The sequence below is a fragment of the Novosphingobium sp. NPDC080210 genome (assembly GCF_050281025.1).
In the GTDB taxonomy this organism is placed as follows: Bacteria; Pseudomonadota; Alphaproteobacteria; order Sphingomonadales; family Sphingomonadaceae; genus Novosphingobium.
Genome location: NZ_JBNNWL010000001.1, coordinates 276,874 through 302,316, shown reverse-complemented (window position 1 = coordinate 302,316; position 25,443 = coordinate 276,874). Strand labels below are relative to the sequence as shown.

Genomic DNA, 25,443 nt, shown 5'->3' with positions numbered 1-25,443 from the left:
AGCCTGTCAAAGACCGCGAACTACGTCAAACCGTACCTTCAAGGGCCGGGAAACGCCGGTCGGGCCTGTGGGCCAAAGGCAATCAGCCCTTGTTGTCGTTGATGTACTTGATCGCATCGGCGACAGTGCTGATCTTTTCAGCAGCATCGTCCGGGATTTCGACGCCGAATTCTTCTTCGAACGCCATCACCAGCTCAACGATGTCGAGCGAGTCGGCGCCCAGATCGTCGATAAAGCTGGCATCTTCGGTAACCTTGTCAGCCTCGACGCCGAGGTGTTCGACAACGATCTTCTTAACGCGATCGGCGGTGTCGCTCATGGATATGTCCCTTCGTGAACGGCAGATGAAATTTGTTCGGACCTCGCCCTAGAGAACGCCGCGCGCGCTGGCAAGAGGGTGCGCGGCTTCCTCACGGAAACGAAGCAGTTTGCCCACAAAAGCGCTTAGGCCTTCGGAGGTTCCACCACGCGGATGTGCAATTCGCGCAGCTGCTTTGGTTCGGCGAAAGACGGTGCGCCCATCAGCAGGTCTTCGGCCCGCTGGTTCATCGGGAACAGCGTGATTTCGCGCAGGTTCTGCACCCCGCACAGCAGCATGACCATGCGGTCCACACCGGCGGCCATCCCGCCATGCGGCGGCGCGCCATACTGGAACGCGCGGTACATTCCGCCAAAGCGTTCTTCAACGTCGGCCTTGCTCAGGCCAACCAGTTCGAACGCCTTGACCATCAGGTCCGGGTGCTGGTTGCGGATCGAGCCCGAGGCCAGTTCGTAACCGTTGCAGACCATGTCGTACTGATAGGCCTTGATGGTGAGCGGGTCCTGCCCTTCCAGCGCCTCAAGCCCGCCCTGCGGCATCGAGAACGGGTTGTGCGCAAAGTCGAGCTTCTTGTTGTCCTCGTCCCATTCGTAGAACGGGAAATCGACGATCCAGCAGAAGCGGAACGCGTCCTGCTCGGTCAGTTCCAGCTGCTCCCCAACGCGGACGCGGGCCTGACCGGCCAGCTTGGCGGCCTGGTCTTCCTTGCCCGCGGCAAAGAACGCGCCGTCGTTCGGGCCAAGGCCCAGCGAATCCCACAGCGCGGCCATCTTGTCCTCGCCGTGGTTCTTGGCGATGGGGCCGCCGAACACGCCATCCTTGCGGGTGGCATAGCCCAGGCCGGCATGGCCTTCGCTGCGCGCCCACTCGTTCATGTCGTCAAAGAACTTGCGGCTCTTGTCCGCCGTGTCCGGCGCGGGAATCAGGCGCACGACGCCGCCCGAACCGACGATCTTTTCGAACAGGCCAAAGCCCGATGCGGCGAATTCGCTGGTTACGTCGCGGATGATCAGCGGGTTGCGCAGGTCCGGCTTGTCCGTGCCATAGTCGAGCATCGCCTGGGCATAGGGGATGCGGGGGAATTCGCCCGCCGGGGTGACCTTGCGGCCATCGGCGAACTTTTCGAAGATCCCGGCCATGACCGGCTCCATCGTCTCCCACACTTCTTCCTGGGTGACGAAGCTCATTTCCAGGTCGAGCTGGTAGAACTCGCCCGGCAGGCGGTCAGCGCGCGGGTCTTCGTCGCGGAAGCACGGCGCGATCTGGAAATAGCGGTCGAACCCGGCGACCATCAGCAGCTGCTTGTACTGCTGCGGCGCCTGCGGCAGCGCGAAGAACTTGCCCGCGTGGATGCGGCTGGGGACCAGGAAGTCACGCGCGCCTTCGGGGCTGCTCGCAGTGAGGATCGGCGTCGAATATTCGGTGAAGCCGATGTCTTCCATCCGGCGGCGGGTTTCGCGGATGATCTGGGTGCGCTTGACGATATTGGCGTGCAGCGTTTCGCGGCGCAGGTCGAGGAAGCGGTACTTCAGGCGCACGTCCTCGGGATATTCCTGCTCACCGGCGACCGGCATCGGCAGTTCCTCGGCGCGGCTGAGCACCGTGGCGGAGCGGGCGAACACTTCGATCTCACCGGTCGGCAGGTTCGGGTTCACGGTTCCGGCGCTGCGGGCCTTGACCTCACCCTCGATGGTGACAACCGATTCCACCCGCAGCCCTTCCAGCACCGGCAAGGCCGGGCTGTCCACGTCGGCGACGATCTGGGTCATGCCGTAGTGATCGCGCAGGTCGACGAACAGGACGCCGCCGTGATCGCGCTTGCGGTGGACCCAGCCCGAAAGGCGGATGGTCTGGCCGACGTCGCTGGCGCGCAGGGCGCCGCAGGTGTGCGAACGATAAATGTGCATCGAAACTCTTTCCAAGCGGCCCACTTTGTTGCAGGGGCGAAAGCGCGGCTAACAGGCGATAGCCGCAGATTTGTCAAGCCGCAGGCCCGCACGGGCCTACCTGAAGAAAAAGAAGAATGAAAATCCATCCCCTGATTACCACGTCCGAAGCCCTTTCGGAACTCTGCGCCCGCCTTGCCAAGGCCGATTTCGTGTGCGTCGACACCGAATTCATGCGCGAAAACACCTATTGGCCGGAACTCTGCCTGATCCAGATTGCGGACACCAACGAAGCGGCCGCGATCGATCCGCTGGCCAGGGACATCGACCTGTCCCCGCTGCTGGACCTGCTGGTCGATAACGAGGACGTGCTGAAAGTCTTTCACGCGGGCGGGCAGGACGTCGAAATCGTCTACAACCTGACCGGCAAGACCCCCCACCCGATCTTTGACACGCAGATCGCGATGATGGCCGTCAGCCAGAGCGAGCAGATCGGCTATTCCAACCTGGTCGAATCGTGGCTGGGCATGACCATCGACAAGGGCGCGCGGTTTACCGACTGGTCGCGCCGCCCGCTGACGGAACGCCAGATCGACTATGCGATTGGCGACGTTACCCACCTCGCCCGGATTTTCCCCAAGTTGCTCCAACGCCTGATCAAGACCGGGCGCGGCGAATGGCTGGACATCGAAATGGAAAAGCTGGCCGATCCGGCTGGCTATCGCAACGACCCGTCCGAAGCGTGGCAGCGGATCAAGGCGCCGGGCCGCAATCCGGCCATGCTGGGACGGCTGAAGGCTCTGGCCCACTGGCGCGAACTGGAAGCGCAGGACAAGAACATCCCGCGCGGCCGCATTGCCCGCGATGAAACGGTTGCCGACATTGCCTCCCACCCGCCCAAGACCCAGGCCGACCTGGCCAAGGTGCGCGGGCTTTCCGCAGCGTGGAAGGACAACGAGATCGGCAAGCGGTTGATGGCGACGCTGGAGGCGGCCAAACCGCTGACCGAGGCGGAAATGCCCGCCCGCACCCCGCGCGGCGCGCCGCTGGGCAAGGAAGGCGCGCTGGTGGCCGACCTGCTCAAGCTGCTGCTCAAGATTCGCAGCCGCGAAATCGACGTCGCTTCGCGCCTGCTGGCCCGCAGCGAGGATCTGGAACTGCTCGCCGCCGGGATTCGCGAACTGCCCTTGCTGCAAGGCTGGCGTTTCGAAGTGTTCGGGAAGGACGCGCTGGACCTGGTCGAGGGCAAGATGGCCTTTGCCGTGGTCAATGGCCGCCTGAAAATGACCCGGATCGAAGCACCTGCGCCTGAACCGGAAGCCCAGGCTGAACCGGAAGCCCAGTCAGAACCGGAAGCCGAACCTCTGTCCGAACCGGCAGCGGAGGACAGCGAATGAGCACCTACCTGCCGACGCTCAAGCAGCTGCAATACCTGGTGGCATTGCACGAACATGGGCACTTCGGCAGGGCGGCGGACGCTTGCTTCGTCTCGCAATCGACGCTTTCCGCAGGTCTGCGTGACCTCGAAACGCTGCTGGGCGTGGCCCTGGTCGAACGGACTAAGCGCGCGGTGCGCTTTACCCCGCTGGGCAATGCGGTCGTGTCCAAGGCCCACCGTCTGCTGCGTGAGGCGGAGGAATTGTCTGACATGGTCCAGTCCGCTGGCCAGCCGCTGTCGGGCGAAGTGCGGATGAGCGTGATCCCGACCATCGCGCCCTTCCTGCTGCCGCGCATGTTGCCGCGCCTGCGGCGTGAACGGCCGCAGCTCAAGCTGTTCCTGCGCGAAGAACCCAGCGCTGCCGCCATCGAATCGCTGCATCACGGGCGGTCGGACTGCGTGCTGCTCGCCCTGCCCTTCCCGACTGGCGAAGTGGAAAAGGAAACGATCGAGCTGGACGCGCTGTGGGTCGCCTTCCCCAAGGACGACCCGCGCGATCCGCCCGAGGAAATCTCGCCCGATCTTATCGACGAGAACCGCCTGCTGCTGCTGGAAGACGGGCACTGCCTGAAAGAGCATGCGCTGGCCGCCTGCAACCGCCCGGAACTGCGCGCCTCTGCCACGATGATCGGGACCAGCCTGCATACCCTGGTGCAGATGGTCGACAACGGCCTGGGCCTGACCATGCTGCCGGAAATGGCGCTGGACGCTGGCATCCTGAACGGAACGCAGGTCGTGGCGCGGCCGCTCATCAGCGAAAGCGCCAACCGCGAGATTGCCTTGGTCTGGCGCAAGAACAGCCCGCGCGCCGAGGAATTCCGCCTGCTGGCGGAGGAACTGCGCGCCGGCTAGGCGCTCAATCCATGTGCTTCAGGCCGACCCGCAGGTAATCCCAGCCGGTGATCACGGTCAGCACGGCAGCGGCCCACAGCGTGGTCAGGCCCACGGTATGCGGCACGTTCATGCTGAGGCCTCCTAGCTCCACCGTCCACCAGGGCATGGCCCGGCCCAGGATCAGCGCACCCAGACAGACCATCTGAAAGGTCGTTTTCCACTTCGCCAGGCGGCTTACGGGCACAGAGACCTGCAATCCGCCCAGAAACTCACGCAGGCCCGATACGGCAATTTCGCGGGCCAGAATGATCAGCCCCGCAATCACATGGGCATCGCCGACATAGGGCCCGCGCAGCACGCCTTGCGCGGCCAGCACCAGGATCACCGTGGCGACCATGATCTTGTCGGCAATCGGATCGAGGAAGATCCCCAGCTTGCTGACCGTCCCGCTCGACCGGGCAAGATAGCCGTCGAAATAGTCGGTAATGCCCATGGCGCAGTACAGCGCAAAGGCCATCAGATAGCCCCACTCCCAGTCCGGCCACCACATCAGGAAGGCCAGCAGCGGCAAGGCCACGATCCGCGAAAGCGTAAGGATGTTGGGAAGAGACATCATCGCCCCCTTCGATAGCGACCAAGTCCCCGGTGCAAAAGAGGAGACTTTGCACTTGTCCCATAGGCAATCGCCGCTAGGGTCCGCGCCAAACGGGGACCGCTGAAACCTGCATGACTACCCAGACCCACCTGATCCACAGTCGGCGTTTCCTGCCGCTGTTCGTCACCCAGCTGCTCAACGCCTTCAACGACAACCTGTTCAAGAACGCGATGGTCCTGTTCGTCGTGTACCAGGTCTATCAGTCCGAGCAGGAAGGCGCACAGTTCAGCGCGATTGCCTCGGCCATCTTCATCCTGCCATTCTTCCTGCTTTCCGCGATTGCCGGACAAATGGCCGACATGCGCGACAAAGCGCGAATCATCCGCATGGTGAAAGCGGCTGAAATCGGCATCATGCTGGTTGGCGGCGCGGGCCTGTTCCTCGCCTGGCAAGGCACCATGGTGACCACGCTGGCCATTCCGCTGATGCTGCTGGCCCTGCTTGGCATGGGGGTGCATTCCACCTTCTTCGGCCCGATCAAGTACGCGATCCTGCCGCAGCACTTGCACCAGGACGAGGTTCTGGCCGGGACCGGGCTGGTCGAAGCAGGCACCTATATCGCGATCCTGGCCGGAACCATCGTTGCGGGCTGGATCGAGGTGGAATGGGCGGCCCTGGCTGTTCTGGCGACGTCGGTGGTCGGTTACATCACCAGCCGCCACGTCCCCCCTGCCCCGCCGCAGGGAGAGATAGAGCCGCTCGACTATCATTTCGTGCGCGCCTCGATCGACCTGGTGAAGCGTACCGCCCATGACAAGCGAGTGTTCCTGGCGATCATGGCGATCAGCTTTTTCTGGACCGTCGGCACCGTCCTGTTCATCCAGTTCCCGCCGCTCGCCAAGCACGTGCTGCACGCCAACAAGGAAGTGGCCAGCCTGTTCCTGGTGATCTTCTCGGTCGGCGTGGCGATTGGTTCGATGTCGGTCAACGCCCTGCTGAAAGGCACGGTTTCGGCGCGCTATTCTCCGGCTTCGGTGCTGGTCATGGCGGCCTTCGTCGGCGTGTTCTTCCTGATCTGCCGGCAGTGGCCGCAGCTTCCGGAAGGATCGCTTTACGACACCGCCGGGTTCATCGCGATGCCGCTGGCGATTCCGCTGCTGCTGGCGCTGCTTGGCATTGCCGTGGCCGGGGGCATGTTCGTGGTGCCGCTTTATGCCTTTCTCACCACCTTCGTCGACAAGACCCAGACCTCGCGGACCATCGCGGCGAACAACATCGTCAATTCCGGGGCCATGGTGATCGGCTCGCTGCTCGCCAGCGGGCTATCGGCAGCAGGCGTTTCGATCGTGAACCAGGTCCTGCTGAGCGCGGTGATGTGCATCTATTCCGCGCACCTGGCCCGCAAACTGGTCCAGGCAGAGCGCGCCGCTCAGGCGATATAGAGGCTGACCGCCAGGAAGCAGGCGCAATAGGCCAGCAGGAATTCGCGCACGTCCTGCGCCGTGATGCCGCGCCAGCCGCGCTTTGGCTGCGGCAGGTCCTGACACTGCCCCAGGCCCAGCCGCGCGCGCAACGGGTGTCGCGCCGCTTCATTCGTCAGGACCAGGCTCCGCCGCTTCATGCCTCCAGATTAAGGACTTGTTGACCATCGGACCAGCCGGAAAACGTGGTTAACCCGTAGATTCTCGTAGTCCGGCAACAACCATGCGGGGGAATTGCCTTCACTCGCGTTGCCGGTTTGATTTGAGGCGGTTAAGGTCCACCCATGAACCAGACTTCGACCGTGAATGGCGGGCGGCTGCTCGTCGATTGCCTGATCGCCCAGGGGGCCGACCGCGTCTTTACCGTGCCGGGGGAAAGCTTCCTGGCGGTCCTCGATGCCCTGCACGATTCGCCCGAAGTGCAGACCGTGATCTGCCGCCAGGAAGGCGGCGCGGCCTTCATGGCCTGTGCCGATGGCGCGATGACCGGGCGCCCCGGCGTCTGCTTCGTCACCCGCGGTCCCGGCGCCACCAATGCCAGCATCGGCGTGCACGTTGCCATGCAGGATTCGCAGCCGATGCTGCTGTTCATTGGCGACGTCGATCGCGGCATGAAGGACCGCGAAGGGTTCCAAGAAGTCGATTTCGGCCAGATGTTCGGCCCGCTCGCCAAGCTGGTCCTGCGCATCGACGATCCCCGCCGCATTCCGGAATACATCGCCCGCGCCTGGACCGTGGCCCAGGCCGGTCGTCCCGGTCCGGTGGTGATTGCCTTGCCCGAGGACATGCTGCTGGAAGAAGTCAGCGACGTCCTGCCCCGCCCGGCGGTCTATCGCCCAGCCCAGCCGGTCTGCCCCGATGCCATGGGCGCGCTGATGGGCCTGCTGGAGGATGCGGCAGCGCCCATCGCCATCGTCGGCGGCGCAGGCTGGCACGCCAAGGCGCGCGAGCATTTCACCGAATTTGCCGAGCGTATCGGCCTGCCCGTGGCCGGAGCATTCCGCCGCCAGGACGCCATTTCCAACTCCAGCAAGGTCTGGGCCGGAAACCTGGGCTATGGCCCCAACCCCAAGCTGGTCCAGCGGATCAAGGAGGCCGACCTGATCCTGGCCGTGGGCGCGCGCCTGGGCGAGGCGACGACGGACGGCTATACGCTGATCACGCCCGATCATCCAGGCCAGACCCTGGTCCACGTCCATCCCGACCCGAACGAACTGGGGCACGTCTACCGCGCGGACCTGGCCATCTGTGCCGACATGGCGGAGTTCGCCGAGACGGCGGCGCTGTGGGACGATGACATCGTCTCCTTCGACGCCGGGCGCGAGGCGCACTGTGAGTGGCTGGAATGGACCACCGCCGCGCCTGCCCCCTATGCGCTCGACATGGCGGCCTGCGTCACCGCGATGCGCGAAGCCCTGCCGGATGACAGCATCATCTGCAACGGCGCGGGTAACTTCTCGGGGTGGTGGCACCGCTATTGGCATTACAACGGCTTTCCGACCCAGCTTGCCCCGACTGCCGGAGCCATGGGCTATGGCGTGCCAGCCGCCGTCGCTGCGGCCCTGCGCCATCCGGAACGGACAGTCGTGGCTCTGGCCGGAGACGGGGATTTCCTCATGAACGGGCAGGAACTGGCCACCGCCGTCCAGTACGGCTGCGACATGCTGGTCGTGCTGGTCGATAATGGCGCTTACGGCACGATTCGGATGCATCAGGAGCGCGAGTTTCCAGAGCGGATTTCGGGGACCACCCTGCACAACCCGGACTTTGCCGCACTGGCCATCGCCTATGGCGGCTGGGCGCGCCGGGTGGAAACGACTGCCGAATTCAACGCGGCATTGGCCGAAGCGAAAGAGCGAAAGGGCCTGCGCCTGCTTCACCTGATTATCGAGGTTGAACAGCTCAGCGCCGCCGGCACAACCGTCTCCGCCCTGCGCGCCCGCGCGAAGGGTTAGCTCGGAGTAAAGTTTCGCGCAGAGATCGCAGAGGACGCAGAGAAATTACAACTCTGCGTCCTCTGCGCGAAATCCTCTAGTCCGTTCGTCCTGAGGAGGCGGTGAAGCCGCAGGCTGAAGCGCCGTCTCGAAGGACTGCGGTTGGTGCTGTGGTTCGAGACGGCTCCTCAATCTGCGATTTCGGACCCTCCTCACCACGAACGGTTTCCCCATTTCACTCGTCATTGCGAGGAGCGCAGCGACGCGGCAATCCAGGGCCGCTTAAACCGCCCCGGATTGCTTCACTCCGCTCGCAAGGAAGAATGAAGATAGGTCTGCGACGAATTCTAAGCCGCATCCCCCGTCAGCCGCAGGATGTGATCCCATTCCTGCGGTTTGACGGCAGAGACGGACAGGCGGAACTTGGTCAGCAGGTCCATGTCGGCCAGGGCCGGGTCGGCCTTGATTTCCTTCAGCGTCACGCTGCGCTTCAGCTTGCGCACCGGCTTCAGCTTCACCGCTGACCAGCGGCCCGTATCGTCGGTGGGATCGGGAATGTTCGATTGCGTAATTTCGGCAATTCCAACGATTTCGACCCCGATGTTCGAGTGATAGAAGAATACCTGGTCGCCCGGCTCCATCGCCCGCATGTTGTTGCGCGCGGTGTAATTGCGCACTCCGTCCCAGGTGCCTTCCCCTTCCGCAACCAGGTCGTCCCAGCTGTACACATCGGGTTCCGATTTCATCAGCCAGTAACTCTTGATTTTCGTCATGCCAGAACTCTCGAAAGGGGCTATGGCGCGCCCATTGCATCAGATTTGCGAAAGCGTCCACTCCATGAGCCTGACTACCCTCCCCGTTCTTTCCCTGACCATGCCCAAGGCCGAATTTGCCCAGGCAATTGGCGACAGTTTCAAGACATTCGGCTTTGCGATGGTGAAGGATTTTGCCATCGACCGCGCGTTGATCGACCGCGCCTGGAAGCTGTCCGAGGAATTCTTCGCCCTGCCCGAGGAAGAAAAGCGCAGCTATCACAACCCCGCCATTGCCGGAGCGCGCGGCTACACCCCGTTCGGCGTCGAAATCGCCAAGGATGCCAAGGCGCACGACCTGAAAGAATTCTGGCACATCGGGCGCGACCTGCCCGAAGGCAGCCCCTTGGCCGATGCATCGATGCCGCCCAACGTCTGGCCGAATCGACCGGATGATTTCCAGGCAGTCTTCTCGGAACTCTACCGCCAGTTCGACGCGACCGGGGCGACGATCCTGTCCGCCATCGCGCTCTATCTCGGCCTGGACGAGCACTGGTTCGATCCGGCGATCGAGGACGGCAATTCGGTCATGCGGTTGCTGCACTATCCACCGCTCAACAACATCGAAGGGGAAGCGATCCGCGCCGGGGCGCATGGCGACATCAACCTGATTACCCTGCTGCTGGGCGCAGAAGAGGCGGGGCTGGAACTGCTTTACCAGGGCAAGGAGTGGATCAGCGCATCCCCGCCAGAAGGGGCCATGGTCATCAACGTAGGCGACATGCTGGAGCGGCTGACCAACCACACCCTGCCCTCCACGATCCACCGCGTCCGCAATCCGAACCCCGAACGCGCGGCCTTCAGCCGCTACTCGATGCCGTTCTTCCTGCACCTGCGCAGCGACTTTCCGATCAAGACGCTGCCGCAGTGCATCACGCCTGAAAATCCCGATCGTTATCCTGCATCAATAACCGCAGACGAATTTTTGCAGCAGCGCCTGAAGGAAATTGGCCTTAAAAAATAGCGATTTACAGGCAATTTTCAGGTACATTAACCTAAATTTCAGTACCTTTTGGCAAGTTTCAAAAACTATGCCGATGGGTGCCCAGGACAAACCGCAGTCAACGCCTGCTTTGCAGCGTTTGCAACCCAGGTGCGAGGAGCACCTGGGGCGCACGGAGAGCGATGTCGCTGCGCGCGGGATTGCCCTGGCCGCCATCATCATGTTCGTCGGCATCGGCAGCGCGGTCATCCCTGATGCGATACATGCGATGCTGGGCGATGGGCCCGGGCCTGACCGGCTGCTGACCACCGCGCTGCTGCTCAACATCGCCATCGTGATGCTGGGCTGGCAGCGCTACCGCGAATTGACCGACGAGGTTGCAGCCCGCCGCCGCGCCGAGGAAAAGGCCTGGCTGCTGGCGGAAACCGACGCCTTGACCGGCTTGCTCAACCGGCGCTCGCTGGGCACCGCCGCCAACCGTCTGTGCCAGGAAGCCGCCCAGCAAGGCAAGGCCGTGGCGATCATCATGCTGGACCTTGACAAGTTCAAGCAGGTCAATGACCTGAACGGCCACGCTGCCGGGGACACCCTGCTGGTCGAAGCGGCCAGCCGCCTCGCCGAAATCCTGCCCGAGGATGCCTTGCTGGCGCGAATCGGCGGCGACGAATTTGCCTGTGCGGTCAGCTATGCGCCGGAACGTCCGCACCAGATCGACCATCTGGTCGAGCGCCTGATCGGTGCCGTCGCGCGTCCGGTCCATTTCGCCGGGGCGGAAATCGAAACAACGATCTCCGCCGGGATGGCCGCGCATCTTCCGGATTCGCGCGAAGAAGCTCCTGCCCTGCTGCACAATGCCGACATCGCGATGTATCACGCGAAAAAGCGCGGCCGGAACCGTCACTGCTGGTTCGATCCGGCGATGGAACAGGCGCTGCGCCTGCGCCGCGAGCTGGAATCGCGGGTTCGCCATGGGGTCGCCCAGGATGAATTCGTTCCGTTCTATCAAAAGCAGATCGACCTGCGCACGGGCGAGCTGACCGGCTTCGAAATGCTGGCGCGATGGGAGTCCGCCGGACCGCCCCAGATCGGCCCGAACGTCTTCATTCCGATCGCGGAAGAAATCGGCCTGATCGAAGTCCTGTCGGAAAGCCTGATCCGCAAGGCCTTTATCGACGCCCGCGACTGGGCACCCCGGCTCAGCCTCTCGATCAACATTTCAGCCTGCCAGCTGCGCAATCCGTGGTTCGCGCAAAAGCTGCTCAAGCTGATGATCGAAAACAACTTCCCGCCCAGCCGGCTTGAGATCGAGATTACCGAACGCGCCTTGCAGGAAAACCTGGGCCTGCTGGGCACGATGATCACCAGCCTGAAAAATCAGGGCGTGCGGATCATCCTGGACGATTTCGGCACCGGGCAAAGCGCCCTGTCCCGGCTCCGCGCCCTGCCGTTCGACCGGATCAAGATCGACCGCAGCCTGATCACTACGCTGAACCATTCCGCCGAAAGCGCGGCCATCGTCCGCTCCATCATCTCGCTGGGCGAAGGGCTGGGACTGCCGATTACGGCCGAAGGCATCGAGACCGAGGATGCGCTGGTCCGGCTCTGCCAGTTCGGTGACTTCCGGGGGCAGGGCTTCTTCTATGGCCAACCCCAGTCGGCCGACGAAATCCGCGAGGAACTGGGCGCGCAAGGGCTGGCCCGGCGGCCTGTCGTCGCCGCCGACTACGACCCTGCTGACGAAGCAGGGCTCCCCGCCGCGCGCATCGCCTGACGGGCCACCTTTACGCCGCGCCCGCCAGCGCATAGAGCGCAGGACATGCGCGTTCCCTTCATCAAGATGCACGGCCTGGGCAACGATTTCGTCGTGCTGGACGGCCGTGCGCAAGCGCTTCCGGCGTTGAGCAGCGCCTTTGCCGTGGCCTTGGCGGATCGCCGCACGGGGATCGGCTGCGACCAGCTGGTCGTGCTGGAACCATCCGGCAAGGCGGACCTCAAGGCGCGCTTTTTCAATCAGGACGGCAGCGAAGTGGAAAGCTGCGGCAATGCCTCGCGCGCGATCGGCCTGCTGATTGGCCAGCGCGCCATGGTGGAAACGCTGGGCGGCTTGATCGAGGTTGCGCCAAGCGCTGGCGGCATTACCGTCGACATGGGCCAACCGCGCTTTGAATGGGACCAGATCCCGCTGGCCTATGCGATGGACACCCATCACATGCCGCTGGCCTGGGAAGCGCTGGAGAATCCCACCGCCGTCAATGTCGGCAATCCGCACGTGATCTTCTTCGTGCCGGACTGCACGGCGGTTGAACTGGACCGGCTGGGGCCAGAGATCGAGCACGATCCCATGTTCCCCGCCCGGATCAACGTGAATGTCGCCACCGTGCTTGACCGCAGCCACATCCGTCTGCGCGTCTGGGAACGCGGCGCGGGCGAGACGCGGGCCTGCGGGACCGGCGCCTGCGCCACGGCCATCGGCGCGATGCGGCGCGGGCTGGTGGAACGCCGGGTGACGGTCTCCCTTCCCGGCGGCGACTTGCAGATCGAATGGACCGAGGCTGGCCGCATCCTGATGACCGGCCCGGCGACGATCAGTTTCCGCGGCGACTTCGATCCGGCAGACTTCGGAGCCGAGTGATGGGGGCCGAGGTGATTTCACTCGGCTGCCGGCTCAACCTGTCGGAGAGCGAGGAACTGCGCGGCATTCTGGCGCAGGAAGGCGATCTGGTCGTGATCAATTCCTGCGCCGTCACGGCAGAGGCCGTGCGCCAGACCCGCCAGGCGATCCGCCGCGCCCGCCGCGACCGGCCCGAGGCCCGGCTGCTCGTCACCGGCTGCGCGGCCGAGGTGGAGCGCGCCGCGCTGTCCGCCATGCCCGAAGTGGACGGCCTGATCCCCAACACGGCCAAGCTCGATCCGCGCGCCTGGAATGTCCCTGCTCAGCGCGCCGAAATGCGGCGGCACACCCGCGCCTTTATCGCCGTGCAGAACGGCTGCGATCACGCCTGCACCTTTTGCGTCATCCCGCAAGGACGCGGCCCCAGCCGCTCACTGTCGATTGCCGATGCGCTCCGCCAGGTCGAGCGGCACCTGGCCCTGGGCAGCCGCGAAATGGTGCTGACGGGGGTTGACCTTACCTCGTGGGGGCATGACCTGGACGGAAGCCCGGCCCTTGGCGCGCTGGTCGCCGCAATCCTCGATGCCTTTCCCCAGCTTGGCCGTCTGCGCCTGTCCTCGGTCGACGGAGTGGAGATCGATCCGCAACTGCTGGACCTGATCGCCCGCGACAGCCGCGTCATGCCGCATGTCCACTTGTCCTTGCAGCATGGGCACGACCTGATCCTGAAACGCATGAAGCGCCGCCACAGCCGCGCCCAGGCGACCGAACTGGTCGCACGGCTGCGCGGGCAAAGGCAGGACGTGGCCTTTGGCGCAGACCTGATCGCCGGGTTCCCGACCGAGGATGAAGCGGCGCATGCGGCGAACCTTTCGATCATTTCCGAGCTCGGCCTGGTTCACGGCCATGTCTTTCCCTATTCGCCCCGCCCCGGCACACCGGCCGCGCGGATGCCGCAGGTCGCTCCGCCCATCGTTAAAGCCCGCGCCGCACAGCTGCGCGAAGCCGTGGCGGCAGAGCGAGCGCGGTGGCTTGAAAGCCTGATCGGACAGCCGCTGGAAGTGCTTGCCGAACGGGACGGAACCGGCCATGCGCCGAACTTTGCCCGGGTGCAGTTGCCACCCGGAACCGAGGCAGCAACGATTGTGACCGTCACCCCTACCCGAATTGTCGAAGGCTACCTGGCATGAGCGCGGACGAAACTGGCAGCACCAGCTGGTCGGACCGCCTGTTCGGCGGCTTTCGCAAGACTTCTGAAAAACTCACCGAAAACCTGGCCGGGATCGTTTCCAAGACCCGGCTGGACGATGCGCAGCTGGACGAGATCGAGGATGCGCTGATCCTGTCCGACCTTGGCCCGCGCGCCGCCGCCCGGATCCGCGCCAAGCTGGCGGGCGAACGGTTTGACAAGGGCGCGGACGAAACGGCGATCCGTCAGGCTGTGGCCGAGGAAATCGCCGCCATCCTGCGCCCCGTGGCCAAACCGCTCGACATCGTCGCCTTCCCCCGCCCGCAAGTGATCCTGGTGATCGGGGTCAACGGCTCGGGCAAGACCACGACCATCGCCAAGCTGGCACACCTGTTCCAGGAACTCGACTATTCGGTGATGCTCGCCGCCGGTGACACCTTCCGCGCGGCAGCGATCGGGCAGCTGGGCGTCTGGGCCGACCGGCTGGGCATCGAGATCGTCAAGGGGCCGGAAGGCGGAGATCCCTCTGCCGTCGTGTTCGATGCGGTCAAGGCGGCGACCGACAAGGGCATCGACGCGCTGATCGTCGATACTGCGGGCCGCTTGCAGAACAAGCGCGAGCTGATGGACGAACTGGCCAAGATCCGCCGCGTGCTGGGCCGCTTGAACCCGGAGGCGCCGCACGACGTTGTGCTGGTGCTGGACGCGACGAACGGGCAAAATGCCTTGCAGCAGATTGAAATCTTCAAGGAGGTTGCTGGCGTGACCGGCCTGATCATGACCAAACTGGACGGCACGGCGCGCGGCGGCGTGCTGGTTGCCGCTGCCGAGCAATACGGCGTGCCCATCCACGCCATCGGCGTCGGCGAAAAGATCGACGATCTGCGCCCGTTCGACCCCGATCTGGTCGCCCGCGTCATCGCAGGGGTGGCGTGATGGCAGAAACGAAACCCAAGGCGAAGTCGGGCTGGCTGAACCTGCTGGTCGATTACGGACCGGTCCTGGTCTTTTTCCTCGTCTACCGCCAGTATTCCCCGCCCAGCGATCAGCACGATGCGCTGGCCGAGGTGGTGGCCGTGGTCAAAGGCACGGCCTCCTTCATGATTGCCGCCATCGTTGCGCTGGGCGTCTCGCGCTGGAAACTGGGGCGGATTTCGCCGATGCTGTGGCTTTCCACGGTCCTGATCGTCGGCTTCGGCGGCCTGACCATCCTGCTGCGCGATCCGATCTGGATCCAGGTCAAGCCGACCGCCATCTACCTGCTGTTCGGCGCCGTCCTGCTGGTGGGTGCGGCGCGCGGCAAGGCTTATCTCAAGTACCTGCTGGAAGCCGCCTTCGAAGGGCTGAACGATACCGGCTGGCTGAAACTCTCGCGCAACTGGGGCCTGTTCTTCCTGTTCCTGGCCCTGCTCAACGAAGTGCTGCGCCATTACTACAATGTCGAAAAAGGCAATTTCGGCACCTGGATTTCGCTCAAGCTGTGGCTATTCATGCCGCTCTCGTTCCTCTTCACTTTCACCCAGCTGCCTATGCTGATCCGGCACGGGCTGTTGCAGGAGGCCGAGGGCGAAGTGCTGAGCGATCCGCCGCACGAGTGAAAATTACTCGCAAAAGCGCTTCAACCGCGCAATAAGGCGCTCGCGACCCATTTAACCTGGGTCAAAAGTTCAAACGCACGAACACGCTTCAATTTAGGGGGAAGCAAATGGCCAAGTTTTTCGGAAACCTGCACCTGGTGCTGCTGACGGGCCTGGTGCTCGCAGTCGTGGTTATCATGCAGTTCGCTGACGTTACCGGTACCGGAGCGGGCGAAGTCGTGAACGATGTGATGCGCTGGCTGCACCTGTTCTTCGGCATCGTCTGGATCGGTCTGCTCTATTACCTGAACTTCGTCCAGGTGCCGACCATGCCCGCCATTCCGGCCGAACTGAAGGGCGGCGTCACCGGCTATATCGCGCCGAAGGTGCTGTTCTTCTTCCGCTATGGCGCGCTGCTGACCGTGCTGACCGGCCTGTCGATTGCCGGACACGCCGGGTACCTCGTCCCGGCCCTGACCTTCGCCGGTGAAGGCGCGGTCAAGCTGATCGGTATCGGCATGTGGCTGGCCATGGTCATGGCCTTCAACGTGTGGTTCATCATCTGGCCCGCCCAGCAGAAGATCCTGGGCCTGGTGGAAGCCAGCGCCGAGGAAAAGGCCGCAGCCGCTCCGCGCGCGCTCTACGCCAGCCGCACCAACGTGCTGCTGTCGCTGCCGATGCTCTACGCGATGGTCAGCGCCAACCTGGGCTGAACCAGCTAATCATCAAAAGAAAGGCGCGGCGCCCGGAAACGAGCGTCGCGCTTTTCTTTTGCCCGGCGTCTGACTAGGGCGCTGGCATGACTGCCAAGATCGATCCCTTCCGCGCCATCGCCGTTTCAGAGCTCGCCCACCGCCTCAAGGCCGAAGGGCGCAGCGTGATCCATATGGAATTCGGGCAGCCGTCCACCGGCGCCCCCGCCGCGGCCATCGCCGCCGCCCACCGCGTGCTCGACAGCGATCCGATGGGTTACTGGCAGAGCCCGGACCTCAAGGCCCGCATTGTCCAGCACTATGCCGATTGGTACGGCGTCACGATCAAGCCGACGCAGGTCATCCTGACCAACGGCGCTTCGCCCGGCCTGGTCATGGCCCTGAACATGAGCTTCAACCCGGGCGACCGCATCGCCTTTGCCCGGCCCGGCTATGTCGCCTACCGCAACAATTGCCGCGCGCTGCACCTTGAACCAGTGGAAGTGCCTTGCGGCGAAGCGGAACGCTATCAGATGACGGCCGAGGCGCTGGCGGAGATGGAACCGGCTCCGAAAGGCCTGATCCTCGCCAGCCCGGCCAATCCGACCGGAACGATCATCCCGCGTGACGAGCTTGAGGCCATCGCCCGGGTCTGCCGTGAACGCGGCATCGTGATCATTTCGGACGAGATCTATCACGGCATCGCTTATGGCGTGGAAACGCCTTCGATCCTGGAGTTCGAGCCGCAGGCGCTGGTCGTCAATTCCTTCTCCAAATACTGGTCGATGGCCGGTTGGCGGCTGGGCTGGCTGATCGTGCCGGAACAAGGGATCGGCGCGGCCCAGGCGCGCATGGGCAACCTGTTCCTGACCCCGCCCAGCCTGGCGCAGCACGCCGGACTGGTGGCGATGGACTGCACCGCCGAACTGGAGGCCAACCTGGCCACCTATGCCCGCAACCGGGCCTTGCTTCTGGAAGCCATGCCCAAGCTCGGCCTTGCGCGCATCGCGCCGCCGGACGGGGCCTTCTACATCTATGCCGACGTGTCGGAATATACCGACAACGCGCTGGAATTCTGCCAGCAGCTGCTTCAGGACACGGGCGTTGCCACGGCTCCGGGGATCGACTTTGACCCGGTCGACGGCAATCATTTCGTCCGGATCAGCTTCGCCGTTTCCACCCCGGAAATCGAAGAGGCAATCCGCCGGATGGAGCCGTGGTTCGCCGCGCGCAACAAGGGCGCGCGCGGCTAGACCCTAGATCTCGACCTGGCTGCCCAGTTCGACCACGCGGTTTGACGGCAGGCGGAAGAACGACATCGCACTGGCCGCGTTGCGCAGCATCCAGGCGAACAGCTTTTCGCGCCAGATCGCCATGCCCGGCTTGCTCGACGCAATCAGGGTCTGGCGCGACAGGAAAAAGCTGGTCTTCATCATGTCGAACGGCTCGCCGCACATGTTGACGGTCTTGAGCGCGGCGGGAACGTCTGTTTCCTCAAGGAAACCGTACTTCAGCGAAACGCGGTAAAAGCCCTGGCCCAGGTCCTTGCACTGGCTGCGGTTTTCCTCCGCCACGAAGGGCACGTCCTGAATCTCGACCGTCAGCACGATCACGCGTTCGTGCAGCACCTTGTTGTGCTTGATATTGTGCAGCAGGGCGGAAGGCACGCCCGCGCTGGTGCTGGCCATGAAGATCGCCGTTCCGGGCACGCGCTGTGCGCTGGAATGGGCGCTCTTGGCAAAGATCTCCATCGGGATGGTGCCCTCGGCCATTGACTGGCGCATCAGTGCCCGCCCGCGCGACCAGGTGGTCAGCATGGTGAAGATCAAGAGGCCCATGGTCAGCGGCACCCAGCCGCCATCCGGCACCTTGATCAGGTTCGCACCCAGATAGGCCAGATCGACGATGATGAAGACAAGCACCAGCGGCGCGGCCTTCCACAATGGCCAGCGCCACAGCGTCACCAGCACGGCGGCCAGCAGCAGCGTGTCGATGAACATCGCCCCCGTCACCGCGATGCCATAGGCCGCAGCCAGGTTGCTGGAGGAACGGAAGAACAGGACCAGGATGATGACCATGATCATCAGGCCCCAGTTGAGCGTCGGAATGTAAATCTGTCCGGCGGCGGAGGCGCTGGTGTGCTTGATCTGCATGCGGGGCATGAAGCCCAGCTGGATCGCCTGCTGGGTCAGGCTGAACGCCCCGGAGATGACGGCCTGGCTGGCAATGATCGTGGCCGCCAGGGCCAGGAAGATCACCGGCACGCGGACCAAGTCCGGGATCATCAGGAAGAAGGGATCCTTGATGATCGCCGCGGCTTCGGCCGGGTCCTGCGACAGGACGAAAGCCCCCTGCCCCATGTAGTTCAGCATCAGCGAGGGAAGGACGAACGACAGCCAGCTGACCCCGATCGGCTTGCGCCCGAAATGGCCCATGTCGGCATAAAGCGCCTCTGCCCCGGTCACGGCCAGCACCACGCTGCCCATGGCCACAAAGGCACGGAAGCCGTCAGTCAGGAAGAAGTTCAAAGCGTTGAGCGGATTGACCGTTTCCAGCACGATGCTGGGCATGACGGACAGGTGCATGATGCCCAGCGCGGCAAGGGTCAGGAAATAGGCCATCATGATCGGCCCGAACAGCTTGCCGACCTTTTCCGTCCCGCGCGACTGGATCGCAAACAGCCCCACCAGAATGCCCACCGCGATGGGCACGATCATCGGCTTCAGGCCGGGCGCGACATATTGCAGGCCCTCGGTCGCGGAAAGCACCGACATGGCCGGGGTGATCATCGAATCGCCATAGAACAGCGCCGTGGCGAATACGCCGAGCAGGACGAACGGCCCGGTCCACTTGGCATTCTCGGACTTGCGGTTGATCAGCGCGAGCAGGGCCAAGCTGCCGCCCTCGCCCTTGTTGTCCGCCTTCATGATGGTCAGGACGTATTTGAAGGTCACCACGATCATCATCGACCAGAACACCAGGCTGAGCACGCCGTGGATGTGCACCGGATCGACCTGAATCCCCGGCGCGCCGTGGTGCGAGGCGAAGGTTTCGCGGAAAGCGTAGAGCGGGCTGGTCCCGATGTCGCCAAAGACGACGCCGATGGCGCCAATGGCCAGGGCGATCAGCTTGCCCTGGTGATGGCCGTGCCCTTCGGCGGAGTGAACCGCTTCGGGCGCGTCGCCACCGGTGTGGACTTGGTCACTCATCGAACCTGCTACCCCCTTGAGTCGGCGCGACGCGATGCGCCTAGCACCTGGGCAAAATGCGGTCCAGCAATGGCGCTATTGCTGCTTGTCCTGCATGGCAATGAAAGCGTCCAGGCGCTTCAAACGTTCCTCGAGATCCGCACGGTAAGGCGCGTCGGCAGGCGTTTTCGCAAGGAGATCGGCCCACAGCGCGCGGCCTTCTGCCAGCTTGCCGCTGCCGGCCAAGGCGAGGCCCAGGAAAAACGGCGGCCCCGGGTGCGCCGGATTGGCCAATGCGGCCTGGCGATAGGCATATTGCGCGGCCGGAGTCAGGTTGCCATCGGCATGGGCAACCAGGTTGTTGGCCAGCGACAGCCACGCGTCGGCGTTCTTCGGGTCTTTCTCCACCGCGCCCAGAACCACGCCCGCCGCATCGCCGAACTGGCCATTGCGCGACAGGGCATCGGCAATGACCATCCAGCGGTTCGGCTGGTTCGGCATGGCGTTTTCGCTGGCGAGTTCGCGGCGCGCTTCGATCAGGGCCGCACCGGACTTGTTGGTCCGCTCCTGCGCTTCCTTGGGCGCCCCCGGCAGGGCAATGCTCGCCTGGCTGGCAAAACCGGCACACCCCAGGGCAAGCGCGGCGCCGATAGCCGTCCAGCCCCCGCGCGGCGCTTTCAGCACGAATGCCAGCGCCACGAAGGAGACGGCGGCCAGAGCAATAATCCAGAGCCAGGTCATGCGCCCGTCCTCTTCACAAAACGGCGCCGCGCAATGAGCAGGGCCAAGGCCAGAAAGGCCAGCGGCGCGGCATAGAGCGGCCAGGTCTTCAGCGTAATTTGCGGCGCATAGCTGACATAGTCGCCGTAGCGTTCGACCAGCCAGGCGCGGATCGCCTCGGGATCCTCGCCCGCCTGGATGCGTTCGCGTACCTGGTGGCGCATGTCCCCGGCAATCGGCGCATCGGAATCGGCAATCGACTGACCCTGGCATTGCAGGCAGCGCAGCGTTTCCATCAGCGCCTTGGCCTTGGCCTCATTCGCCGGGTCGTCCAGCTGGCGATAGGCATAGGGCGCGGGCGGCATGGTGCCGTCGGCCAGAACCGGCTGGGCCATCACCAGGGCCATCAGTGCGATCAGAAGCAGCCTCACTCGCCCGCCTCCCGCACTTTTTCCATGATCAGGGCCACCTGCTCGGGCCGGATTTCACCGATGTGCTGATAGCGGATCACGCCCTTGCCATCGATGACGAAACTTTCCGGAACCCCGGAAGAGCCAAGCGCGAACTGGATCGAGCTGAGGTTGTCCCCCCCGATCCGGCTGAACGGATTGCCGTGGCGTGCCAGGAACGCGGCCAGGTCTTCCGGGCGGTCACGGATGGCAACGCCGACCACGTCCACGCCCTTGGCCCGCAGCTCGGCCAGTTGCGGCGCTTCGACAGCGCAGGGTACGCACCAGCTGGCGAAGATGTTGAGCACGCGGACCTTGCCATCAGCCATGTCCTTGCGGGCAAGCCCCGGCTGGCCGGTCAAGGCGGCTGGCAGCGCGAATTCCGGCAAGGGCTTGTCAATTAGCGCGGAACGCACTTCACGCTCCGCCGGGTTGCGCAGGTTGTAAGCCACGACCGCGATGAAACCGGCGAACATGATCACCGGTAGCCACAGCAGCCAGGGCGAGGACTTGCGCGGAGCGGCGGGCTCGGTCATCGGCCCTGCCTCATGCGGCGATAGGCGATCTTGTCCTTGGCGACGATCCGGCGGATGTCACTGGCCACCCGGCCCAGCAGCGCGAGCAGACCGCCCAGCGCAATCATCAGGCCGCCATACCAGATCAGCGTCACGAAGGGTTTCCACCACAAGCGCAGCTGCCAGCGCCCGTCTTCGGACTCCTCGCCCAGAACCGCATAGAGCTGACCGTTCCAGCGGGTGACTAGCGCAGATTCGTTGGTTTCCTGCGCCGGCGACCAGAAGGCACGGGCCTGCGGGTGCAGTTCACGCGGCTTTCCGCCCTGGTAGCTGGCGAACATGTTCGCCTCGATCGCGGTCCAGTTCGGGCCGGCCACCGGGCTGACGTGTTCCAGCTGCACGGTCCACGGGCCGACGTCCACCTTGTCGCCGATCCGCACGGCCACCAGCCGCTCCTTGGTAAAGGCCGACTCGGCCGCCATACCCAGCAGGGCCACCGCTACGCCGAGGTGCGCGATGACCATGCCCCACAGCGGCAGCTTAACCGTGCGCAGCTTGCGGCCACGCAGCGGCAGGACACTGGCGACCAGCAGACCCAGGCCCAGCGCCAAGCCCAGCAGCGGCAGGATCTTCACCCCTGCCCCGATCGCGATGGCCGCTCCTGCCAGCGTCAGCCCCAGCGGAAGCAGCAGCATCTTGCCGATCCGGGCAAAGCTGTCCTGCCGCCAGCGCAGCAGCGGGCCGATCGCCATGACCACCAGCATCGGGATAATGAACACCGCCGACATCGGGTTGAAATAGGGCGGCCCGACCGAGACCTTGGCCCCCAGCGATTCGGCCAGCAAGGGATAGAGCGTGCCGATCAGGATCACGCCCAGCGTGGCGGAAAGCAGCACGTTGTTCATCACCAGCGCGCCTTCGCGGCTGGTCACCTTGAACTGCTCGCCCTCGCTGATCGTCGATGCGCGCAGGGCGAACAGGTTGAGCGCGCCGCCAATGTAGATCGCCAGCAGGGCCAGGATGAAGGCGCCGCGCGTCGGGTCCACGGCAAAGGCGTGAACCGAGGTGAGAATGCCGGAGCGGACCAGGAAGGTGCCGACCATCGACATCGAAAAGGCCACGACGCCCAGCATGATCGTCCAGGTCCGCAGCGCATTGCGCGAAGCGAGGACGGACACGGAATGGAGCAATGCGGTCGCCGCCAGCCAGGGCATCAGCGATGCGTTCTCGACCGGGTCCCAGAACCACCAGCCACCCCAGCCCAACTCGTAATAGGCCCAGTAGGATCCAGCGGTGATGCCGATGGTCAGGAAAATCCACGCGCCCAGCACCCAGGGGCGCATGGCCTTGGCAAAGGTCGGCCCGACTTCACGGGTCAGCAGCGCGCCGACAGCGAAACTGAACGCAATGGAGAGCCCGACATAGCCGAAATAAAGCGTCGGCGGATGGAACGCGAGGCCCGGATCCTGAAGCAGCGGGTTCAGCCCCAGCCCTTCCTCGGGAACCGGATTGTTCCGGGCAAAGGGGTTCGATGCGAACAGCAGGAAGGCATAGAAGCCCAGGCTGACGAAGGCCTGCGCAAACAGGGTCGCCAGCATGGTCCGTTCGGGCAGGCGGCGTTCCAGCAGGGCCAGGAATGCGCCCGCCAGCCCCATGACCATGACCCACAGCAGCATCGAGCCTTCGTGATTGCCCCAGGTTCCGGCGAACTTGTACAGCCACGGCTTGGCCGAGTGCGAGTTCTTGGCCACCAGCGCAACCGACAGGTCGGTGACGCAGAACAGCCAGACCAGCGCCAGGAACGACAGCGTGACGAGCGCGCCCTGGATCACCGCGACCGGGCGCACGATCCCTTGCAGGGGATGGCCGGCAGTGCGGACCGACATCGCCCCCGCCAATAGTTGCAGCAGGGCAAGCGCGGCTGCGAACCAGAGCGCCGCAAGACCTAGGTTGGCTATCACTGGGTTTGTTCCACCGTCTGCCGGGCCTGGGCCTCGGTCATGTCCTTCATTTCGCGCGGCACGTATTTCTCGTCATGCTTGGCCAGCAGGTTGTCGGCGACGAAAGTGCCGTCCGCACCGCGCTTGCCCTCTGCCACGACGCCAGAGCCTTCCTTGAACAGGTCTGGCACAATGCCCTTGAACATGACCGGAATGCGCGCCTTGCCGTCGCCCACGACGAAATGGATCGTGACCCCATCGGCATCGGTCTTGAGCGAGCCGGGTTCGACCATCCCGCCCAGGCGGACCGCGCGGTCTTCCTCGGGCGGGTTGGCGGCCATTTCGGCGGGCAGGTAAAAGAACGAGGCCTGGCTGCGCAGCGCCCAGGCGGCGAGCAGCCCTGCCCCGATCAGCGCCGCCAGCGCGATGAGGACCAGCACGAGACGCTGGTGCTTTGCCTTGACCGGTCCGCTCATCTTTCGCGTGCCTTATCTCGCCGGGATTCGGCCCGACGCATGGAAACCAGGCTGGAGATTACCAGCAGTGCCGTGCCCGCCACGGTGATCGCATAGGATGCGACGACAAAGCCCCAATGGTTCAGACCTTCATACATCGACAGCCTCCATCGCGCGGCGGCGCAGGCGGGCTTCGGCCTGGGCATCGGCCAGGATCGCGCGCATCCGCATCAGCACCACGGCACCGAATATCAGCGAGAAACCGATCGTCGCGGCCAGCAGCCCATAGAGGAACGGCGCGGCCATTTCGCTTTTCCCCACGCTGATCGACGGGGGCTGGTGCAGGCTGTTCCACCACAGCACGGAATAATGGATGATCGGAATGTTGACCGCCCCGACCAGCCCGAAAATCGCCGGCAGACGCGAACCGCTTTCCCCGTCGCGGTTGGCCGCGTCGGCCAGAGCCATATAGGCGCAATAGAGGAAGAACAGGACCAGCATCGAGGTCAGCCGCCCGTCCCACACCCACCAGGTGCCCCAGGCCGGACGGCCCCAGAGCGATCCCGTCACCAGGCACAGCAAGGCGAAGAACGCGCCCGGCAAAGCCACGGCGCGGGCCGCGATTCCCGCCAGCGGATGGCGCCAGACCAGCTCGGTCAGGCTGGCAATCGCAATCGCGGTCCACCCGCCCATGCCCAGCCATGCGGCGGGGACGTGGACGAACAGGATCCGCACCGAATCGCCCTGCAACCGCTCTGCCGGAGCGCCAAGCAGCCCCCAGGCCATGGCCGCGATGGCAACAGCGATCCCGATGATAAGGAATGGCCCAGTCAGCAAGCGCGCAAGGCGCAGAAAACGGGCAGGATTGGCAAAGCCGTGCATGGACCCAGCGCTATGAAGAATCTGCGCCACGCTTTGGCAGGAGCGCACGTTCGCGGCAAGGGCGAAGTAGCGGATCTTCACCAATTGCCATTGACCCAGCGCAAAGAGAAATGGGGCGATCGATGGGGTTCGAACCCACGACCTCCGGTACCACAAACCGGCGCTCTAACCAACTGAGCTACGATCGCCACAGGCTGCCCCTGCAAGAGGTAGGCAACGCAGGCGCGCGCCTTTGCACAAGACCTGCGCGAATGGAAGGAAAAACTGCTGCCTTGTGCGCAAGGCCGCCGCGGAAGCGCGCATGGCCAGCAATTTGTTAACCACCGCACCGTAGGATTATGGGGTCCAAGCGCAATAAAGAGGTAAGCTGTGGTCGCGAAACTAAGACTTGAAAGCGTCTCCAGCCGGCCGCTCCAGCGGCGCACGCGGCGGGTCTCGCGGATGGTCGCCCACAGCGAAGTCGGCATCCGCTGCAACCAGGGCCACGCCAGCACCGCCGTGTTGCGCGACGTTTCCACTTTCGGCTGCGCGCTGGACAGCGAAGCGGGCTGGCTGCGCACTGGCATGTTCCTGACCATCACCCCTGCCGATGGCTGGACCATCCAGGCCATCCTGCGCTGGGTCTGCAATGGCCGCGCGGGGGCGGAATTCCTCCGCCCGATCAGCCAGGCCGACGCGCGCGAGCTTTCCGGCGGGGAGTAAATTCGCGCTGACGCGGCGACTGCAACCCGGCTTCGACAGGCTCAGCCTGAGCGGGAATTCAGGCTAGTGCGTCACCCCGGCGAAGGCCGGGGCCCAGTGGACCTTGCGCAATGTGGCGACGTTTCAACGTTTCGCGCAGAGAACGCAAAGGACGCAGAGGCGCTAAGGGTTGCGCTTGCCGCAGTGCGCGGGTGAATGCGACATCGAAGCCCTTTGCGCCTTTCCTTCTTTTCGCGCCTTTGCGTGAAGCATTTTCCAGTAACCCGGCTTCGACAGGCTCA

Annotated in this window: 25 protein-coding genes and 1 tRNA gene; 13 read left to right on the top strand and 13 right to left on the bottom strand. The window is 64.3% G+C overall.

Annotated features, from left to right (window positions below; all coding sequences use genetic code 11):
* Positions 1 to 82 precede the first annotated feature (82 nt).
* Both ACQKOE_RS01490 and aspS read right to left on the bottom strand, forming a co-directional pair.
* Positions 83 to 319 carry an acyl carrier protein gene (locus ACQKOE_RS01490; RefSeq protein WP_374591306.1) on the bottom strand — a complete coding sequence of 79 codons (237 nt, stop codon included), beginning with the start codon at positions 317 to 319 and terminating at the stop codon, positions 83 to 85.
* A gap of 125 nt (positions 320 to 444) precedes the next feature.
* Positions 445 to 2,226, bottom strand: coding sequence for an aspartate--tRNA ligase (gene aspS / locus ACQKOE_RS01485; protein ID WP_427511239.1), 1,782 nt, complete (start codon positions 2,224 to 2,226; stop codon positions 445 to 447).
* A 116-nt stretch (positions 2,227 to 2,342) separates the two neighbouring features.
* On the opposite strand from aspS, the gene rnd reads away from it, so the two are divergent.
* Both rnd and ACQKOE_RS01475 read left to right on the top strand, forming a co-directional pair.
* A complete protein-coding gene (gene rnd / locus ACQKOE_RS01480; RefSeq protein ID WP_427511238.1) occupies positions 2,343 to 3,602 on the top strand; it encodes a ribonuclease D in 1,260 nt (419 codons plus the stop codon).
* Positions 3,599 to 4,495, top strand: coding sequence for a hydrogen peroxide-inducible genes activator (locus ACQKOE_RS01475; protein ID WP_427511237.1), 897 nt, complete (start codon positions 3,599 to 3,601; stop codon positions 4,493 to 4,495). The genes rnd and ACQKOE_RS01475 overlap by 4 nt, the downstream gene beginning before the upstream one ends.
* A 4-nt stretch (positions 4,496 to 4,499) precedes the next feature.
* Here the strand turns inward: ACQKOE_RS01475 and pgsA are convergent, their stop codons facing one another.
* Complete coding sequence (pgsA, locus tag ACQKOE_RS01470; protein ID WP_374591317.1) at positions 4,500 to 5,093, bottom strand: CDP-diacylglycerol--glycerol-3-phosphate 3-phosphatidyltransferase; 594 nt, start codon at positions 5,091 to 5,093, stop codon at positions 4,500 to 4,502.
* A 110-nt stretch (positions 5,094 to 5,203) separates the two neighbouring features.
* On the opposite strand from pgsA, the gene ACQKOE_RS01465 reads away from it, so the two are divergent.
* Positions 5,204 to 6,514 (top strand): MFS transporter, encoded by a 1,311-nt coding sequence (locus ACQKOE_RS01465; RefSeq protein WP_427511236.1) that lies wholly within the window; start codon positions 5,204 to 5,206, stop codon positions 6,512 to 6,514.
* Here ACQKOE_RS01465 and ACQKOE_RS01460 read toward each other — a convergent pair.
* Positions 6,502 to 6,693 carry a hypothetical protein gene (locus ACQKOE_RS01460; RefSeq protein ID WP_427511235.1) on the bottom strand — a complete coding sequence of 64 codons (192 nt, stop codon included), beginning with the start codon at positions 6,691 to 6,693 and terminating at the stop codon, positions 6,502 to 6,504. The genes ACQKOE_RS01465 and ACQKOE_RS01460 overlap by 13 nt on opposite strands.
* Positions 6,694 to 6,837: 144 nt before the next feature.
* Between ACQKOE_RS01460 and ACQKOE_RS01455 the strand changes: the two genes are divergently transcribed.
* On the top strand, positions 6,838 to 8,508 hold the full coding sequence (locus ACQKOE_RS01455; protein ID WP_427511234.1) for a thiamine pyrophosphate-binding protein: 1,671 nt from the start codon (positions 6,838 to 6,840) through the stop codon (positions 8,506 to 8,508).
* 326 nt (positions 8,509 to 8,834) lie between these two features.
* Here the strand turns inward: ACQKOE_RS01455 and ACQKOE_RS01450 are convergent, their stop codons facing one another.
* Entirely contained in the window at positions 8,835 to 9,260 is a 426-nt protein-coding gene (locus ACQKOE_RS01450) for an EVE domain-containing protein (RefSeq protein ID WP_374591328.1), read from the bottom strand.
* Positions 9,261 to 9,324: 64 nt separating this feature from the next.
* Here ACQKOE_RS01450 and ACQKOE_RS01445 point away from each other — a divergent pair, with 64 nt between their 5' ends.
* The 8 genes from ACQKOE_RS01445 to ACQKOE_RS01410 all read left to right on the top strand — a co-directional run bounded on the left by ACQKOE_RS01445 (position 9,325) and on the right by ACQKOE_RS01410 (position 17,564).
* Positions 9,325 to 10,263, top strand: a complete 939-nt coding sequence (locus ACQKOE_RS01445) for an isopenicillin N synthase family dioxygenase (protein WP_427511233.1) — start codon at positions 9,325 to 9,327, stop codon at positions 10,261 to 10,263.
* Between the two features lie 118 nt (positions 10,264 to 10,381).
* The gene (locus ACQKOE_RS01440; RefSeq protein ID WP_427511232.1) at positions 10,382 to 12,013 is read left to right on the top strand and encodes a putative bifunctional diguanylate cyclase/phosphodiesterase; all 1,632 of its coding nucleotides are present in this window, start codon (positions 10,382 to 10,384) and stop codon (positions 12,011 to 12,013) included.
* 45 nt (positions 12,014 to 12,058) lie between these two features.
* On the top strand, positions 12,059 to 12,874 hold the full coding sequence (gene dapF / locus ACQKOE_RS01435) for a diaminopimelate epimerase (protein WP_427511231.1): 816 nt from the start codon (positions 12,059 to 12,061) through the stop codon (positions 12,872 to 12,874).
* Complete coding sequence (locus tag ACQKOE_RS01430) at positions 12,874 to 14,043, top strand: MiaB/RimO family radical SAM methylthiotransferase (protein ID WP_427511230.1); 1,170 nt, start codon at positions 12,874 to 12,876, stop codon at positions 14,041 to 14,043. The genes dapF and ACQKOE_RS01430 overlap by 1 nt, the downstream gene beginning before the upstream one ends.
* Positions 14,040 to 14,978 (top strand): signal recognition particle-docking protein FtsY, encoded by a 939-nt coding sequence (gene ftsY / locus ACQKOE_RS01425; protein ID WP_427511229.1) that lies wholly within the window; start codon positions 14,040 to 14,042, stop codon positions 14,976 to 14,978. Before ACQKOE_RS01430 ends, ftsY begins: the two co-directional genes overlap by 4 nt.
* Positions 14,978 to 15,640 (top strand): inner membrane-spanning protein YciB, encoded by a 663-nt coding sequence (locus ACQKOE_RS01420; RefSeq protein WP_374591346.1) that lies wholly within the window; start codon positions 14,978 to 14,980, stop codon positions 15,638 to 15,640. The genes ftsY and ACQKOE_RS01420 overlap by 1 nt, the downstream gene beginning before the upstream one ends.
* Before the next feature lie 107 nt (positions 15,641 to 15,747).
* The gene (locus ACQKOE_RS01415) at positions 15,748 to 16,332 is read left to right on the top strand and encodes a urate hydroxylase PuuD (protein WP_427511228.1); all 585 of its coding nucleotides are present in this window, start codon (positions 15,748 to 15,750) and stop codon (positions 16,330 to 16,332) included.
* An 86-nt stretch (positions 16,333 to 16,418) separates the two neighbouring features.
* A complete protein-coding gene (locus ACQKOE_RS01410) occupies positions 16,419 to 17,564 on the top strand; it encodes a pyridoxal phosphate-dependent aminotransferase (protein ID WP_427511227.1) in 1,146 nt (381 codons plus the stop codon).
* 3 nt (positions 17,565 to 17,567) lie between these two features.
* On the opposite strand, the gene ACQKOE_RS01405 is transcribed toward ACQKOE_RS01410, so the two are convergent.
* From ACQKOE_RS01405 to ACQKOE_RS01370, 8 genes are all read right to left on the bottom strand, one after another.
* Complete coding sequence (locus ACQKOE_RS01405; RefSeq protein ID WP_427511226.1) at positions 17,568 to 19,520, bottom strand: potassium transporter Kup; 1,953 nt, start codon at positions 19,518 to 19,520, stop codon at positions 17,568 to 17,570.
* 75 nt (positions 19,521 to 19,595) lie between these two features.
* The gene (locus tag ACQKOE_RS01400) at positions 19,596 to 20,240 is read right to left on the bottom strand and encodes a tetratricopeptide repeat protein (protein ID WP_427511225.1); all 645 of its coding nucleotides are present in this window, start codon (positions 20,238 to 20,240) and stop codon (positions 19,596 to 19,598) included.
* Complete coding sequence (locus ACQKOE_RS01395) at positions 20,237 to 20,626, bottom strand: cytochrome c-type biogenesis protein (protein WP_427511940.1); 390 nt, start codon at positions 20,624 to 20,626, stop codon at positions 20,237 to 20,239. Before ACQKOE_RS01395 ends, ACQKOE_RS01400 begins: the two co-directional genes overlap by 4 nt.
* A 20-nt stretch (positions 20,627 to 20,646) precedes the next feature.
* Positions 20,647 to 21,204, bottom strand: coding sequence for a redoxin family protein (locus ACQKOE_RS01390; RefSeq protein ID WP_427511224.1), 558 nt, complete (start codon positions 21,202 to 21,204; stop codon positions 20,647 to 20,649).
* Entirely contained in the window at positions 21,201 to 23,144 is a 1,944-nt protein-coding gene (locus ACQKOE_RS01385; protein ID WP_427511223.1) for a heme lyase CcmF/NrfE family subunit, read from the bottom strand. Before ACQKOE_RS01385 ends, ACQKOE_RS01390 begins: the two co-directional genes overlap by 4 nt.
* Entirely contained in the window at positions 23,141 to 23,599 is a 459-nt protein-coding gene (ccmE, locus tag ACQKOE_RS01380) for a cytochrome c maturation protein CcmE (protein WP_374589662.1), read from the bottom strand. Before ccmE ends, ACQKOE_RS01385 begins: the two co-directional genes overlap by 4 nt.
* Positions 23,600 to 23,728: 129 nt before the next feature.
* Entirely contained in the window at positions 23,729 to 24,460 is a 732-nt protein-coding gene (ccmC, locus tag ACQKOE_RS01375) for a heme ABC transporter permease CcmC (protein WP_427511939.1), read from the bottom strand.
* 111 nt (positions 24,461 to 24,571) lie between these two features.
* Positions 24,572 to 24,648 (bottom strand) — tRNA-His (locus tag ACQKOE_RS01370).
* Between the two features lie 253 nt (positions 24,649 to 24,901).
* Here ACQKOE_RS01370 and ACQKOE_RS01365 point away from each other — a divergent pair.
* On the top strand, positions 24,902 to 25,162 hold the full coding sequence (locus tag ACQKOE_RS01365) for a hypothetical protein (protein ID WP_427511222.1): 261 nt from the start codon (positions 24,902 to 24,904) through the stop codon (positions 25,160 to 25,162).
* Positions 25,163 to 25,443 lie beyond the last annotated feature (281 nt).